General features: G+C 71.5%; 12 protein-coding genes. 3 read left to right on the top strand and 9 right to left on the bottom strand.

Annotation, left to right across the window (positions count from 1 at the left end; all coding sequences use genetic code 11):
* Nucleotides 1–41 precede the first annotated feature (41 nt).
* On the top strand, nt 42–2,303 hold the full coding sequence (locus tag FF096_RS10035) for a catalase (protein WP_155216599.1): 2,262 nt from the start codon (nt 42–44) through the stop codon (nt 2,301–2,303).
* Nucleotides 2,304–2,387: 84 nt separating this feature from the next.
* Here the strand turns inward: FF096_RS10035 and FF096_RS10030 are convergent, their stop codons facing one another.
* From FF096_RS10030 to FF096_RS10010, 5 genes are all read right to left on the bottom strand, one after another.
* Nucleotides 2,388–5,021: a DUF6493 family protein gene (locus tag FF096_RS10030; protein ID WP_230462431.1), complete on the bottom strand. Its 2,634-nt coding sequence runs from the start codon at nt 5,019–5,021 to the stop codon at nt 2,388–2,390.
* The gene (locus FF096_RS10025; protein ID WP_309223013.1) at nt 5,018–6,352 is read right to left on the bottom strand and encodes an SWIM zinc finger family protein; all 1,335 of its coding nucleotides are present in this window, start codon (nt 6,350–6,352) and stop codon (nt 5,018–5,020) included. Before FF096_RS10025 ends, FF096_RS10030 begins: the two co-directional genes overlap by 4 nt.
* 66 nt (nt 6,353–6,418) lie before the next feature.
* The gene (locus FF096_RS10020) at nt 6,419–7,645 is read right to left on the bottom strand and encodes a multidrug effflux MFS transporter (protein WP_155216962.1); all 1,227 of its coding nucleotides are present in this window, start codon (nt 7,643–7,645) and stop codon (nt 6,419–6,421) included.
* A 269-nt stretch (nt 7,646–7,914) separates the two neighbouring features.
* Nucleotides 7,915–9,585 (bottom strand): sodium:solute symporter family protein, encoded by a 1,671-nt coding sequence (locus FF096_RS10015; RefSeq protein WP_155216597.1) that lies wholly within the window; start codon nt 9,583–9,585, stop codon nt 7,915–7,917.
* A complete protein-coding gene (locus FF096_RS10010; RefSeq protein ID WP_155216595.1) occupies nt 9,582–9,935 on the bottom strand; it encodes a DUF4212 domain-containing protein in 354 nt (117 codons plus the stop codon). The genes FF096_RS10015 and FF096_RS10010 overlap by 4 nt, the downstream gene beginning before the upstream one ends.
* Nucleotides 9,936–10,236: 301 nt before the next feature.
* Here FF096_RS10010 and FF096_RS10005 point away from each other — a divergent pair, with 301 nt between their 5' ends.
* Nucleotides 10,237–10,650 (top strand): hypothetical protein, encoded by a 414-nt coding sequence (locus FF096_RS10005; protein WP_155216593.1) that lies wholly within the window; start codon nt 10,237–10,239, stop codon nt 10,648–10,650.
* 66 nt (nt 10,651–10,716) lie between these two features.
* On the opposite strand, the gene FF096_RS10000 is transcribed toward FF096_RS10005, so the two are convergent.
* Both FF096_RS10000 and FF096_RS09995 read right to left on the bottom strand, forming a co-directional pair.
* The gene (locus FF096_RS10000) at nt 10,717–10,911 is read right to left on the bottom strand and encodes a hypothetical protein (protein WP_196222500.1); all 195 of its coding nucleotides are present in this window, start codon (nt 10,909–10,911) and stop codon (nt 10,717–10,719) included.
* Nucleotides 10,908–11,825 carry an XRE family transcriptional regulator gene (locus FF096_RS09995; RefSeq protein ID WP_155216591.1) on the bottom strand — a complete coding sequence of 306 codons (918 nt, stop codon included), beginning with the start codon at nt 11,823–11,825 and terminating at the stop codon, nt 10,908–10,910. The genes FF096_RS10000 and FF096_RS09995 overlap by 4 nt, the downstream gene beginning before the upstream one ends.
* 311 nt (nt 11,826–12,136) lie before the next feature.
* Here FF096_RS09995 and FF096_RS09990 point away from each other — a divergent pair, with 311 nt between their 5' ends.
* Entirely contained in the window at nt 12,137–12,373 is a 237-nt protein-coding gene (locus FF096_RS09990; RefSeq protein WP_155216589.1) for a GntR family transcriptional regulator, read from the top strand.
* A gap of 221 nt (nt 12,374–12,594) precedes the next feature.
* Here FF096_RS09990 and FF096_RS09985 read toward each other — a convergent pair whose 3' ends face one another.
* Both FF096_RS09985 and FF096_RS09980 read right to left on the bottom strand, forming a co-directional pair.
* Complete coding sequence (locus FF096_RS09985; RefSeq protein WP_155216587.1) at nt 12,595–13,359, bottom strand: SDR family NAD(P)-dependent oxidoreductase; 765 nt, start codon at nt 13,357–13,359, stop codon at nt 12,595–12,597.
* The gene (locus FF096_RS09980; protein WP_309223011.1) at nt 13,356–14,210 is read right to left on the bottom strand and encodes a fumarylacetoacetate hydrolase family protein; all 855 of its coding nucleotides are present in this window, start codon (nt 14,208–14,210) and stop codon (nt 13,356–13,358) included. Before FF096_RS09980 ends, FF096_RS09985 begins: the two co-directional genes overlap by 4 nt.
* Nucleotides 14,211–14,251: the final 41 nt, after the last annotated feature.

Raw genomic sequence — 14,251 nt, 5'->3', positions numbered from 1 at the left:
CCTGACATCTGGCTCTCGTGTCCCAGGAGGTACCCGCAGAAATGAACGCCCGCAACCCCGCCAAGGCGGTCAAGGATGTCGTGGAGGCCGCGGCGGAGAAGGTGACCGACGCCCTCGCCCCGGAGGTGCCGGGAGCGCCGGGCAGCGCCCCGCCACCGCTCGACGAGCCGACGACCCCACACGATCCGCTGCCCGCGAAACCCGAACAGGGCGCCCCGCAGACCCGTACGCCGACCGGTGCCGAGACCGGCGCGACGGCCGAGGCGTACGGCCAGCAGGGTTCTTTCCTCACCACCGCGCAGGGCGCGCGGCTGCGGGACACCGACCACTCGCTCAAGGCCGGGCCGCGTGGGCCGGTCCTGCTCCAGGACCACCACCTGCGAGAGAAGATCACCCACTTCGACCACGAGCGGATCCCCGAGCGGGTGGTGCACGCCCGGGGCGCGGGCGCGCACGGCGAGTTCACCGCGTACGGCACCGCCGAGGCCGTCACCCGGGCGGGTTTCCTGGCCAAGGGCCGGACCACCGAGGTCTTCGTCCGCTTCTCCACCGTCCTCGGGTCGCGTGGCTCGGCCGACACCGTCCGCGACACCCGGGGCTTCGCCACGAAGTTCTACACCGACGAGGGCACCTTCGACCTGGTCGCCAACAACATCCCGGTCTTCTTCATCCAGGACGCGATCAAGTTCCCCGACATCATCCACGCCGGAAAGCCGCACCCCGACCGCGAGATCCCCCAGGCGCAGAGCGCGCACGACACCTTCTGGGACTTCGTCTCACTGCACACCGAGGCACAGCACCACGCCATGTGGACCATGTCCGACCGGGGCATCCCGCGCTCCTACCGGACGATGGAGGGCTTCGGTGTGCACACGTTCCGGCTGGTCAACGCCGCCGGGGAGACGGTGCTGGCCAAGTTCCACTGGAAGCCGAAGCTGGGCGTGCACTCGCTGGTCTGGGAGGAGGCCCAACTGCTCGGCGGCATCGACCCGGACTTCCACCGGCGTGACCTCTACGACGCCATCGAGGCGGGGGCGTTCCCCGAGTGGGAACTCGGCCTCCAGGTCTTCCCCGACACCCCCGAGGAGACCTTCGCCGGCATCGACCTGCTCGACCCGACGAAGATCGTGCCGGAGGAACTCGCGCCGGTCCAGCCGGTCGGCAAGCTGACCCTGAACCGCACCCCGAGGAACTTCTTCGCCGAGACCGAGCAGGTCGCCTTCCACGTGGGCCACCTGCCGCCGGGCATCGACGTCACCAACGACCCGCTGCTGCAGGGCCGACTCTTCTCGTACGTCGACACCCAGCTGACCCGCCTCGGCGGGCCGAACTTCACGCAGATCCCGATCAACCGGCCGCACGCCCAGGTCAACGACATGCTGCGCGACGGCTTCCACCAGCACGCCGTCCACGCCGGGGTGGCCCCGTACCGGCCGAACACCCTCGACGGCGGCAACCCGTTCCCGGCCGGTGCCGACGACAACCCGTTCGTCGAGGTGCCGGTCCAGGTCACCCAGGCACCCAAGGTACGCGCCAACCCGGCCTCGTTCGACGACCACTTCAGCCAGGCCCGCCTGTTCTGGTCGAGCATGTCCCCGGTCGAGCGGGAGCACATCATCCGGGCGTACACCTTCGAGCTGGGCAAGTGCTACCACCAGGCGATCAAGGAACGGCAGCTCCAGTGCCTGGCCAACATCGACCCGGTGCTCTGCGCCGAGGTCGCCACCGGCCTCGGTCTGCCCGCGCCGGAGCCGACGATCCCGCTGGCCGACGTCGAGCCGAGCCCCGCGTTGTCCCAGGTCGGGCGGGAGTGGCCGGCCGACGGCCGGATGGTCGGCATCGTCGTCGGACCCGAGGCCGACCTCGACGGCGTCCGGGCGGTCCGCGAGGCGGTCTTCGCCGCCGACATGGTGCCGCTGCTGATCGCGCCGCACGGCGGAACGATCGGCGACCTGCCCGCGCAACGGAGCTTCGCCACCGGCCGCTCGGTCGAACTCGACGCGCTCCTGCTCGCCTCGGCACCCGCTCCGGCACCGGATGCGACGCCGGCCCGCGACGCCAAGGCGGGCACGACCGGTTCGGCCACCATCGACCCCCGGGTGCTGCTGATGGTGGACGAGTGCTGGCGGCACGCCAAAGCCATCGGCGCGTGGGGGACCGGCGTCACGGCGCTGGAGCAGTCCGGTGTCGTCGGCACACCCGGCGTGGTCACCGGCGACTCCGCGACGGAGGTGTTGGCCGCCGTCGGGCAGCTCATGGCCGGTCACCGGGTCTGGGAGAGGTTCCCCGCCCCGGTCGGCTGACCGCAAGCGCGGCACCGGCGCCAGGTCACGAGCGGCCACGCCCTCGTGACCTGGCACCGGTTCGTGGGGTGAGCCCTGCTCGGCTCACCCCGCGTCGAGGACGCGGTGCAGCCTGCGGGCCTCGGTGACCAGGCGACCTGACCCGCCCCGCCCGGCGACGGCGGCCAGGCCCGGCACCTCGATGCGGACGCCGGTCGTGGCGGCGGTCTCGGCCGCCACGGTCAGCAGGTCCGGCAGGCCACGCGGTGCGGTGGGCATGGCCAACACCGCCGGGAGCGTGGCGGCCAGCAGCCGCCACACGGTCAGCGGCGCACCCGCCTGCGCGACGTCGCGCAGCGGCTCGACGACCCGGGACAGCTTCACCAGGTGCCGGGCGACGAGGGTCCCGAGTTGCTCCCCGATGCCGGCCGCGTCGATGTCGCCGGTGGCCGCCAAGGCGAGCAGGGCGTCCACCGTGGCCACCCGGTCCGGGCCGTGCCGGGCGCTGAGCCCGTAGGCCAACGCCAGGTCGAGGGCCACCCCGCCCGGACCAGCGATCTCCGCGAGCAACGGCAGCAACGCGGGCCCGCCCCGCTCGTCCATGTCCGCGGCACCGGCGATCAGCGGCAACGCGTACGCGGTGACCAGCCCTCGGTGCCCGGGCAACATCGACGGCCACAGGTCCACCCAACCGACGTGCTCGCCGGTGAGCGGTGACACGGGCGTGGTGAACAGCCCGTACCGGTCGACCGCTCCGTCCGGTGGGGCCAGTTCGACCAGGATCCGCTCGTCCGGCAGGTACGCGTCCGCCCAACGTCGGCCCTGGCTGCTGGACTGGGTGACGGTGCGGGGGCGGACGACCGGCTGGGGTAGGCCACCGTCGCGCACCCAGGCGGCGAGCCGTCGACCGGCCGCCGTGCCGAGCGCCGCGGCCTGGCCGGCGATCGCCTCGTCCACCTCGGTCGGCAACCGCAGCAACGCCTGGGTGAGGTCCCAGTGGCCGGGCTCCCGGTCACCGAGCGCGGCGAGCCGGTCCACCAACGCCGCCGGGTCGAGCTGACCGTTGGTCGTGGTGGGAGCGGCGAGCAGCCCCGGCTGCCCCGGCCCGGTGAGGTACCCGCCGATCTCGGCCAGCCGGGCGTGGAGCAGCCGGTGGACCGGCGGCACCCGGGGGTCGGTGACCACCAGCTCCGGTGTCGCGTCGACCCGGTGCAGCGCGGTGCGCAGCCGCTCCCACCGTTCCCGCTGACCGTCCGAGCACCCGGCGCTCGTGAACAACTCGACCACGGTCGCGCAGAGGCAGAGTGGATCGGAGCGGTGCGCGTCCGCCCAGGACCAGTGCCGCCGTTCGACCACCGGGGCGAGCGCGGCGTGGACCCGAGGCCCGTCGGTCGCGGTGAGCCGGACCAGCCCGTCGAGGACACGCTCCAGGGCCATCCCCCGGTACGGCGTGGCGAGCAGCGCGGCGACCTCCTCGGTCAGCTCGTCCAGGTCGGTGATCGGCGCGGGCGACGGTGCGGGCGTGGGCGGCGGGGGCAGGTCGTCGCCTCGGGGTCGGGTGACCGCCGGGGTCGGCTCGTCCGCCGCCGGGTCGAGGCCGTGCCGGGCGGCCAGTGCCACGGCACGCTCCCGCAGCTGCACGGCGGGATGGTCGGCGGCGACCGCGATCACCTCGGCGATCTCACCGGCCCGGTCCCGGTGCTGGCGAGCGAGCTGGTCGAGCCAGCCGAGCTGGGCCCGGACCAGTGTCTTGTCGGGGCGGATGAGCAGCTGGCGGGAGGCGTCGAGGACCGACTCCAGCTCCAGTTCGGGCAGCGTCCGGAGCGCCTTCTGCGCCATCGTGGCCACCGGCGCGGGTGCGTCGACGAGTAGCCGGAGATGGTCCGTGACCCGGGCGGTGACCTCGGCGGTGGTCGGTGCGAGCTGGTCGAGCAGCATGGTGAAGGCGCGCAGCGCGCCCGGCCGGTCGCCGCGCAACAGCCGACCGAGGGAGCCGTCGAGCAGGAGCGACCGGTCGACCACCCCCTCGGCGGCGAGCTGGGCCAGGGCGGGCGGCAGGACGGGGCGGCCCGGGTCAGTGCGGTCGTGGTGATCGGTGATGCCCAGCATCAGGTTGCCGATGTCGTCCACCTCGAACAGCCGAGGCAGCATGACGGCCAGGAACGGGTCGTCGCGTAGCCGGTCCACCACCGGCGGGGGCTGACCCTGGTGGAACGTGGCGGGGGAGTCCACCGCGGTCAACCACAGGCGTACGGCCATGTCGTCGGTGGGTGGCGCGCCACCGTCCAGGTGCAGAAGCGTGGCGACGAAGTGCCACTTGCCGACCCAGGTCTGCTCGGTGAACCGGGCCGCGATCCGATGGGCCAGGTCGACGAGCCAGTCGACCCCTCGCTCCCGCGCGACGGCGTGCACCAGCTCGGCCGCGAGGCGACCGTGCGGGTTGACCGAGGGACGGCCGAGGATCGTCGCGGCCTGGGCGGCGGTCGGTAGGCAACCGACCACGGCGATCGCCAGGGCCGTGCCGGTGCCCGACCACCAGATGCCCCGCTGGTGCTGCTTGAACCAGGCGGTCAGCTCGACGCCGATCTCCCGGCGGCGCTGTTCCGGCAGCCCGTGCAGCGCTGCCGCGACCGCTTTGATCGCACCCCGGTCCACCAGGTCGAACAGGTCGCTCGTGCCGCCGTTGGCCAGCTCGTGCCGACGTCGCACAGTGCGCAGGGAAGGGTCCGTGTGCGTCATGCCGACTCCTCGACCTGTTCGGTGACCAGCATCCGGGCGGCCAGGGCGTGCCGGCACGGCCCCCGCTGCCCCCGATGTCTCGCCCACCACGGACAGGTGCAGGTCAGCCCGCCGTCGGCGAGCCGACGGACCCGGTACACCTGGTCGCCGCCGCGTACCGTCGCCGCCGTGCCGTCCCACCGCACCGCTGCGGCGTCGAGCAGCGCCCGCGCGCCCACCAGCCGGGGATTGTCCCGTTCGGCCCGGCCCGCGTCGTACGGCATCACCCGGTGGAAGTACGCCCCGTCGGCGACGTCGTAGCCGACCCGACCGGCGGTGCCGAGCTGGGCCAGGGCACCCCGTACCCGGGCGGTGTCGATACCGGCCTGCCTGGCCAGCCGATCCGGGTCGATGGTCGGATCCCAGGACAGCAGGGCCGAGACCAGGTCGGCGTCGTCGACGACATCGTCTCCGGCGAGTGCGGCGAGCGCGGCCCCCTCACCGGAGAAGCCACGGTACGGCTCGGGGGAGAGGGTCAGCGACAGTCGTAGCGCGCCGGTGTCGAGTTCCCAGACGCTCGGGGCCGGGGCGGAGCCGGGCGCCACCGTCGGGCCGTACACCCGGAGGGTCTTCGCGAAGCGCAGCATCGGTCGCAGTGCGGTCAGCCGGTCGGCCCCGGCCAGGCAGACCGCCCCGGCGACGGGCCGGGAGGTCAGCCGCAGGGACCGACCGGCCGGTACCACCCAGAGCACCGACCGGTCGCCGCGCGGCAACCGACGCAGGAAGGCGCCGGCCTCGGTCGCCGGCAGCTCGGCCCGGGGCTCGAAGCGGGCGGCCAGCACGTGGACCTCGGCGAAGCCGCGCAGCCAGCGCGCCGGCAGCGGCACCTTCTTCTCCACCACCGTGCCGTCCAGAGTGGAGACGGTGAGGTCGTCGGGGCCGACCGACAGGTGCAGCGGATCCAGGCCACTGACCCGGGCCAGTGACTCGCGCAGCGGATTGTTCACGTCGACGTTGGTGGTGCCGTGCTCGGCGACGTCGCCGTCCAGACCCGCGGGCAACGCGTCGAGCCGCGCGTACACCCCGCAGCACCCGGAGAAGGACTCGAAGCGGAGCCGGTCGCGGCTGCCGGTGACCACCGGATCCAGACTCGCCGGACTGACCGGCCGGTGGTAGCGGGTGCGGGCCACCTCGGCCACCGCCAGCAGCCCCACCGCCGCCGCCTGCCCGGTGGTGAGGAAACCGGTGAAGAAGCGGGGATTGGGTGCGGGCCCGCCGCTGGTCTGCAGGGCGAGTGAGCGTTGCGTGAGGGTGGAGGGGGCGAGGTAGCGGTAGGTCTGGACTGTGGTCACGCCGCGCACGGTAGAGGAAGCCTCTGACACCGGCGGCGGCGCGGCAGGTCACCCGCGATCGGGCGGTCAGTGTGCCACGACGGTCGCGGCCGCCACGGGCTCCGGCACGGCCAGTCGGCCGGGGCGGACCACCACGACGAACACGATCAGCGCCGAGGCCAACCCACCGGCGATCACCACGGCCATCGCCACGGCCCCGGTGCCGAGCACCCCCACCAGCGGCGCGGCGATCGCCCCGATGCCGAACTGCACCGCGCCGAGCAGGGCGGAGGCGGTGCCGGCCGCCTCGCCGTGTCGGCTCAGGGCCAGCGCGGGCGCGTTCGGCAGCGCCAGCCCGGCCGTCGCCAGCACCAGCCAGAGCGACGCCAGCAGCGCCGGTAGCCCGCCGATCCCGGTCGCGGCGAGCCCGACCAGCACCAGACTGGCGGCCGTACCCACGATCAGGGCGGTCAGCAGGATCTGCTGCGGGGACCAGCGGCGCAGCAGGCGTACGTTGGCCTGGGTGGCGATGATCAGCCCGATCGCCCCGGCACCGAAGGCGAACCCGAACTGCTGCTCGTCGAGCCCGTACTGCCCTTGCAGGACGAACGAGGAACCACCGACGTAGGCGAACAGTGCCGCCATGGCGAACCCGGCCACCAGCACCAGCCCGACGAAGGGGCGGTCACGCAGCAGCGAGGCGTAGAGCCGGCCGGTGGACGACACACCGCCGCGCTGACGGCGCAGCGGCGGCAGCGTCTCCGGCAGGCCCAGCATCGCGACCAGGAGCAGCAGTACGCCGAACACGGCGAGCGCGGCGAACACGCCCCGCCACTGCGTCCACCGGAGCAGCTCACTGCCGAGGGTCGGCGCGAGGACCGGGGCGGCACCCATCACGAGCAACAGGCGGGACAGCAACTGGGCGAAGGCCGAGCCGCTGAACAGGTCGCGGACCACGGCCATGGCGATCACGGCAGCCGCCGCCGCACCGAGGCCCTGCACCACGCGCATCGCGCCGAGGGCCGCGATGTTCGGGGCGAGGGCGCAACCCACGGAGGTCACGATGTGCAGCGCGGTGCCGGCGATCAACGGAGTACGGCGGCCGACGGCGTCGGAGAGCGGACCGATCAGCAGTTGTCCCAGGGCCAGACCGATCAGGGTGCCGGTGAGCGTCAACTGGACCGCCGCCGAGGTGGTGCCGAGGTCGTCGACGATCGAGGGCAGCGCCGGGAGGTACATGTCGATGGTCAGCGGGCCCACCGCGATCAGCGAGCCGAGGACGAGGATGAGGCGCAGACGTTGGCGGCGAGTCATCAGGTCGCCCGGCATCGGCGCGGGTGGCGCGGCGACGGTGTCGACGCCGCTCACCGGAGCGTCTTCCGCGAGCAGGTGCAGCGGGCGGAACGTGGTGCGATGGTCATATCTGGCTGCAACCCGCCGCCGCCGACCTCATTCCCCACATCTGCAGAGGTTACGCACCTCACACCGCTGGTGGAGCGGACGACGGCAGGGAACCGCCGCCTCAGGTGGTGCTGAGGCGGCGGCTTCCCCCCACTGTGGTGATGGCTCTGGAGTGCCGGGTGTCAGGTGCCGGCGGTCACCTCCCGCCGGGACGCCGGGTAGCGGATGCCCTCCACCATCTCGACGATCTCGTCCGGCGGTGGTGCCGTCAGCTTCGACACCACGATGGCGACCGCGAAGTTGACGATCGCGCCGATGGTGCCGATGCCCTCCGGGCTGATGTCGAAGATGTGCGGGTTGGCCTCGGTGCCGAACACCGGCAGCGTGTAGATCATGTAGCTGGCGGTGAACACCAGACCGGTGAGCATGCCGGCCGCCGCGCCCGTGGCATTACATCGTTTCCAGAAGATGCCGAGCACGATGGCCGGGAAGAAGGTCGACGCCGCGAGACCGAACGCGAAGGCGACCACCTGCGCCACGAACGCGGGCGGGTTGATGCCGGCGTAGATGGAGACCAGTACCGCCAGACCCATCGCGATCCGGCCGACGAGCAGCCGTTGCTTGTCGGTGGAGTCCCGCTTCACCCGCCGGAAGTACAGGTCGTGCGAGAACGACGACGAGATCACCAGCAGCAGTCCGGCCGCCGTGGACATCGCGGCGGCCATACCGCCGGCCGCCACCAGACCCACGATCGGTGCCGGCAGGCCGGCGATCTCGGGACTGGCGAGGACCAGGATGTCGTTGTTGACGATCAGGTCCGCGCCGGAGGTCGGGTTGTTGCTGACCGTGTTGATGGTCGTCGCTCCGTCGCTGACCGTGACCAACCCGGTCGCCGCCCAGTTCTCGATCCACCTCGGCAGCGCGTCGGCGGCGACGCCGTTGACGTCCCGGAGCAGGTTCAGCTTGGTGAAGGCGCCCACCGCCGGGGCGGTGGTGTAGAGCAGCGCGATGAAGAACAGCGCCCAGAACGCCGAGTAGCGGGCACCCCGTACGCTCTTCGTCGTGTAGAACCGGACGATCACGTGCGGCAGACCGGCGGTGCCGATCATCAGCGCCATGGTCACCAGGAACACGTCGATCTGCGGCCGGGCCGCGAACGCCTCGGTGTACTGGTTCAGCCCCATCTCGACACTGATCGCGTCGAGTTCGGCGAGGATCTGTCCGAACGACACCTGCGGCACCGGGAAGCCGGTCATCTGCTGCGCCACCGCGATCGCGGGAATCAGGTAGGCCACGATCAGCACCGAGTACTGCGCCACCTGGGTCCAGGTGATGCCCTTCATGCCGCCGAGCACCGCGTACAGGCCGATGATCAGTGCCGCCACGATGACGCCGCCGGTGACGTCCAGGCCGAGGAACCGGCTGAAGACGATGCCGCCACCTCGCATCTGCCCCACCACGTAGGTGAAGGAGATGATGATCGCGGCGACGGCGGCGATGGTGCGGACGGTCTCGGAGTACCGGTCACCGACGAACTCGGGCACCGTGAACTTGCCCCACTTGCGCAGGTAGGGGGCGATCAGCAGGGCCAGCAACACATAGCCGCCGGTCCAGCCCATCAGGTAGATGGTGCCGTCGGAGCCGAGGAAGGCGATCAGGCCGGCCATCGAGATGAACGACGCGGCGGACATCCAGTCGGCGGCGACCGCCGCGCCGTTGGCGATGGTCGGGATGCCCTGACCGGCGACGTAGAAGCCGGCCGTCTCCCGCACCCGGCTGCGCCAGGCGATGTAGAGGTAGACCGCGAAGGAGCCGACGATGAAGACGAGGGTCCAGGTCTGGATCTGACTCATTTGCCAGCCTCCTGGATCTCCTGCTCATCGACGCCGAACTGGTTGTCGAGGCGGTCCATCAACTTCGCGTAGACGAAGATCAGGATCACGAAGACGTAGATCGATCCCTGCTGGGCGAACCAGAACCCGAGCGGGAATCCGGCGATGACGATGTTGTTGAGCGGCTCGACAAGCAGAATGCCGAAGCCGAACGAGACGATGAACCAGATGGCCAGCAGGATCACCATGAGCCGCAGGTTCCGGCTCCAGTACTCCTTGCGCCAGCCGTTGTCCGGCGGCGACGCCGGTGGCGGTGCCGACGGTGGCGGCTCACCGCCACGGGTCTCCTTGTCGGGGGTTACCTCGGTCATCTCTGGAGCCTCCTGGTCGATACGGGACGGGCTGCTCGACGTTGTGCGGTCAGTCACACCTCTGGTGTGGGAAGAGAACGTGACGCGGCCTGGCCAGGCAAGAGTTGATCCGGTCAGGTTCGGGTTCGGGTCGCTGAGCGGTCCGTTGGATCCCGTGAACGGTTCAGCGGTAGGAACTGTCGTGCGGACTCGCCCGATTTGCGGTCGTTCGCGGACCCGCTTCGGCCGCCCACCGACACCGGCCGACCGTTCACCGAATTGCCCGTTCGGTCCGGCGGCGCTGACCGCCTAGCATCCGGACATGGCCGATACCGCATCCACCGCCGCCCCGGTTCGCCGGCGCGTCTTCCACGCCGGCAGTCTCGGCATGCTCGTCGGCGGCGTACTCGTGCTGGTCGGCTCGCTGCTGCCCTGGGTCATCACGCCGTTCGGGTCGCTCTCCGGCGCGGCCGGTCCCGGGCTCTGGACGCTGAGCATGGCGTTCCTCGCCGTCGCCGGTGCCCTGCTGCCGTACCGGAAGGTGGCCATCGCGCACAGCCTGATCCCCGGGCTGGTCGTCGCCGCCATCGTCGGATGGCAGGTGGTCCGCCTGATCAGTCTCAGTGCCAGCACCGACGCCTGGGGGCAACTGATGCCCGGCATCGGGCTGGTCATGGCCGCCGGTGGCGCGGTCGTCCTGATCCGCGCCGGCATGCGCCTGATCGCACTGCGCTGACCGGTCCGCCACGTTTCTGCCGGAGACACGCCCGGCCCGGTGCCTGGCGTGTCGTCCACCGCGATGTCAGCGCTCCCCAATCCAGCGGGTCTGTTTGAGGGCGGTGAGCAGGTCGCGGGCGGCGCTGGCCACGGCACAGTCGGGGACCTGGCAGAGCGGGCAGCGGCCGTCGGGGCGGGGCTGGTGGTCACGGAGGGTCCACCGGGCAGTCAGGGTGAGTCGGTTGAGGATCTGCGCCAGGGTGAGCAACGGCGCGGTCATGTGCCGTCCAGCCCGAGAGTGGCGGCCAACGCGACGATCGTGGGTGGCGCATCAGGATGGCGGACCGTGCGAGTGAGCACGTTGCGGGCGGCGGGCCTGTGGCGTACCTCGGCGGGCGCGGTCCGGTCGGCCTCCAGCAGCACCCGGGCCGCGTTGACCGGGTCGGCGACCTGAAGGTACGCATGACCGGCGTCGATCAGGTGGGCGGCACGATGTTCGGGTGGCAGCCAGCGCCAGCCGTCCCGCCCGACAGCCTTCTCGTGTTGGGCGATCGCCTCGTCCGTCGTACCCAACTCGATGGCGACCATGACCCGGGCGAGCGCCACGGCGGTCGGACCGAAGCTGGTGCGGTGGTGGTCGTTGCCGTCGCCGACCTCGGTGGCCAGGTCGGCGGCCTCGTCGACCCGCGCGGCGGCGACCCGCTCGTCGCCATGCCGGGCCGCCGCGTGCACCAGCAGCGTCCCGCACAGGGATATACGCGCCACGTCGAGGTCGGCCTGGCCGATTCGGTACGCCGCCGCCATCGTCGCCGTGCCCGCCTCCCGCGTCCGACCGGCGGCGCGCAACACCTGGCCGAGCTGCACCGTGGCGGCGGCCACCGCCATCGGATTACCGATGGCGACGGCCATCGCCCGGTCAGCGGCGAGCCAGGCCAACTCCGTCTCGCCGAGCTTCACCAGCAGGGACGCGGTCACCCGATACGCCTCGACCAGCGACACCCGGCCCGCCTCCGGATCGTGGGCGTGACAACGCTGAGCCCCGGCCAGCAACCCCGGCAGCAGGCCGATCAGCGTCGGGTACCGCGCATGCTGGAAACTGGTCCAGGCATGCGCGACGTCGCGCGCCAGCCGGGCCACGTCCGGCACGTCGCGTTGCCCGCCACGATCCGTTTCAACCGCGTGCTGACTATCCATGGTGTGCCGACCGATAACGCGCGAACGACCCGCGAGCATCTGACCGCAATTCCAGGGGACCGGCCATGTGGCACCCTCCGCCCGACGTCGAGTAGGTGCCCACCCTGGGGTGTAGGAGGAGCGCCTCCAAGGTGGGTGTGCGGGCCGGAACCGCGGAGTTTGCCGAAACCAGGGAACCGACCCAGACGGCAACCTACTCCAACAGGTTGGAACAGGTCAAGTCGTGTAGCTAGATCATGAAACTTGCTGGAACAGGTTCTCTCGTGATCAGATTGGCGTGCCGAAGCCAGGGAACCGACGGAGATCGACATATGCCGACTGAGAAGGTCGACTACCGGCGCATAGCGAACGAGATCACGAGCAAGATCAAGGCTGGCGAGCTCGCGCCGGGAGAGAAGCTACCGTCCACGCGTCAACTCGCCGAGCAGTACGGCGTGCACATCTCCACGATCCACCGGGTCATGTCGTTGCTCAAAGACAGAAAGGTGGTCGAAGGGCATCCCGGGAAGGGCGTGTACGTGGCCGAGCCGGAGCACGAATCCGAGTAACGCCCAGCTGCCGCCCGCTCGTAAGAGGTTGGCACGAGATCTTGGGCGGTTTCCGTTGGCAGCTAACGGGAACCGCCCAAGATCTCGTCTCGGCGAGGGCTCGGCTGTCCCGGTGCGTCGGTCGGTGCGCAAGGTGGGGTCCGGCGGTCGGGACAGGCAGGCTGAGCAATGGCACGGAGGCACCTGCTGCACCTGTGGCGGCAGCGGGGTGCCCTTTCCCGCTAGGCGTTCGGGCGCGGGCTGGGTAGGCGAAGGCCGTGCATGCCGCCGTCGACGGCGAGGACGGTGCCGGTGGTCGCGGCGGACAGCGGGCTGGCCAGGTACGCGACGGCGGCGGCCACCTCCTGCGGGGTGGTGAGGCGACCGATGGGCTGGCGGGCCCGCAGCGCGGCCAGTTCGGCCGCCGGATCGTCGGCGGCGTCGAGCAGTCGGCGTACCCACGGGGTGTCCGCCGTGCCGGGGTTGACGCAGTTGACCCGGATGCCGGCCGTCACGTAGTCGGCGGCCATCGCCAGGGTGAGTGCCTGCACCGCGCCCTTGCTGGCGCTGTAGAGGGCCCGCTGGGGCAGGCCGAGCCAGGCGGCGATGGAACCGATGTTGACGATCGCGGCGTGGCCGGAGGCGCGTAGGTGTGGCAGCGCGGCCCGGGTCACCCGGACGATGCCGACCACGTTGACGTCGAGCACTCGGTGCCATTCGTCGTCGGTGTCGGCCTCGACGGTGCCGACCGCGCCGACGGCGGCGTTGTTGACCAGGATGTCGAGACCGCCGAACGTGTCGTGGACGGTGTCGATCGCGGCCCGTACGCAGGCGTCGTCGGTCACGTCGGCGGCCAGACCGAGCAACGGCTCGGGTACCTGCTGCGGGTTCAGGTCCAGGCAGGCCACCCGGGCGCCACGTTCGGCGAGCAGGGTGGCCGTGGCCAGTCCGATGCCGGAGGCGCCCCCGGTGACCACCGCCGACAGTCCGGCGAAGTCGCCGGTCATGCCGGTGCCAGCGTCTGACGTTGCCGACCCAGGCCGTCGATCTCCAACTCGACCACGTCACCGGCGACCAGGTACGGCTTGGGTTCCGGCTGCCCGAGCGCGACACCGGCCGGGGTGCCGGTGTTGATCACGTCACCGGGGTAGAGCACCATGAACTGGCTCAGGTAGCGGACGATCTCGGCCACCGGGAAGACCATGTCCTTGGTGGTGCCGTCCTGCCGCAGCACCCCGTTTACCCAGAGCCGCAGCCGCAGATCCTGTGGGTCGGGGACCTCGTCGGCGGTGACCAGCCACGGACCGAGCGGGTTGAACGTCTCGCAGGACTTGCCCTTGTCCCACTGGCCGCCCCGGTCGAGTTGGAACTCCCGCTCGGAGACGTCGTGGGAGACGGCGTACCCGGCGACGCAGTCCATCGCCGCCTCGGCCGACGGCAGGTAGCGCGCCTTGCGGCCGATGACGACGGCGAGTTCGACCTCCCAGTCCGTCCTGGTGCTGCCGCGGGGCACCAGCACCGGGTCGCCGGGACCGACCACCGTGTCGGCCGCCTTGAGGAAGACCACCGGCTCGGTGGGCAGCGCCGCCCCGGTCTCGGCGGCGTGGTCGCGGTAGTTCAACCCGATGCAGACGATCTTCCCGGGGTGCAGCGGGGGGCCGATCCGCAGCCCGGTGCCGTCGATCGGCGGGAGTTCGTGCGCGGTGATGCCGGCCAGGCGGGCCAGCCCGTCGGTGGCCAGGAAGGCGGGGTCGACGTCGTCGATCACGCCGCTGAGGTCCCGGAGTCGGCCGGTCTCGTCGAGCAGTGCGGGCGTCTCCCGCCCCGGCGGGCCTACTCGCAGCAGCTTCACCGTCACCCCCAGATACCGCGACGCGAACGAGTCGCAAGACGTGTGAT

Origin of the sequence: Micromonospora sp. CP22 (assembly GCF_009712475.1) — a bacterium.
GTDB lineage: Bacteria > Actinomycetota > Actinomycetes > Mycobacteriales > Micromonosporaceae > Micromonospora.
The sequence above is the reverse complement of the archived record's forward strand: the minus strand, read 5'-3'. Positions and strand labels throughout refer to the sequence as shown.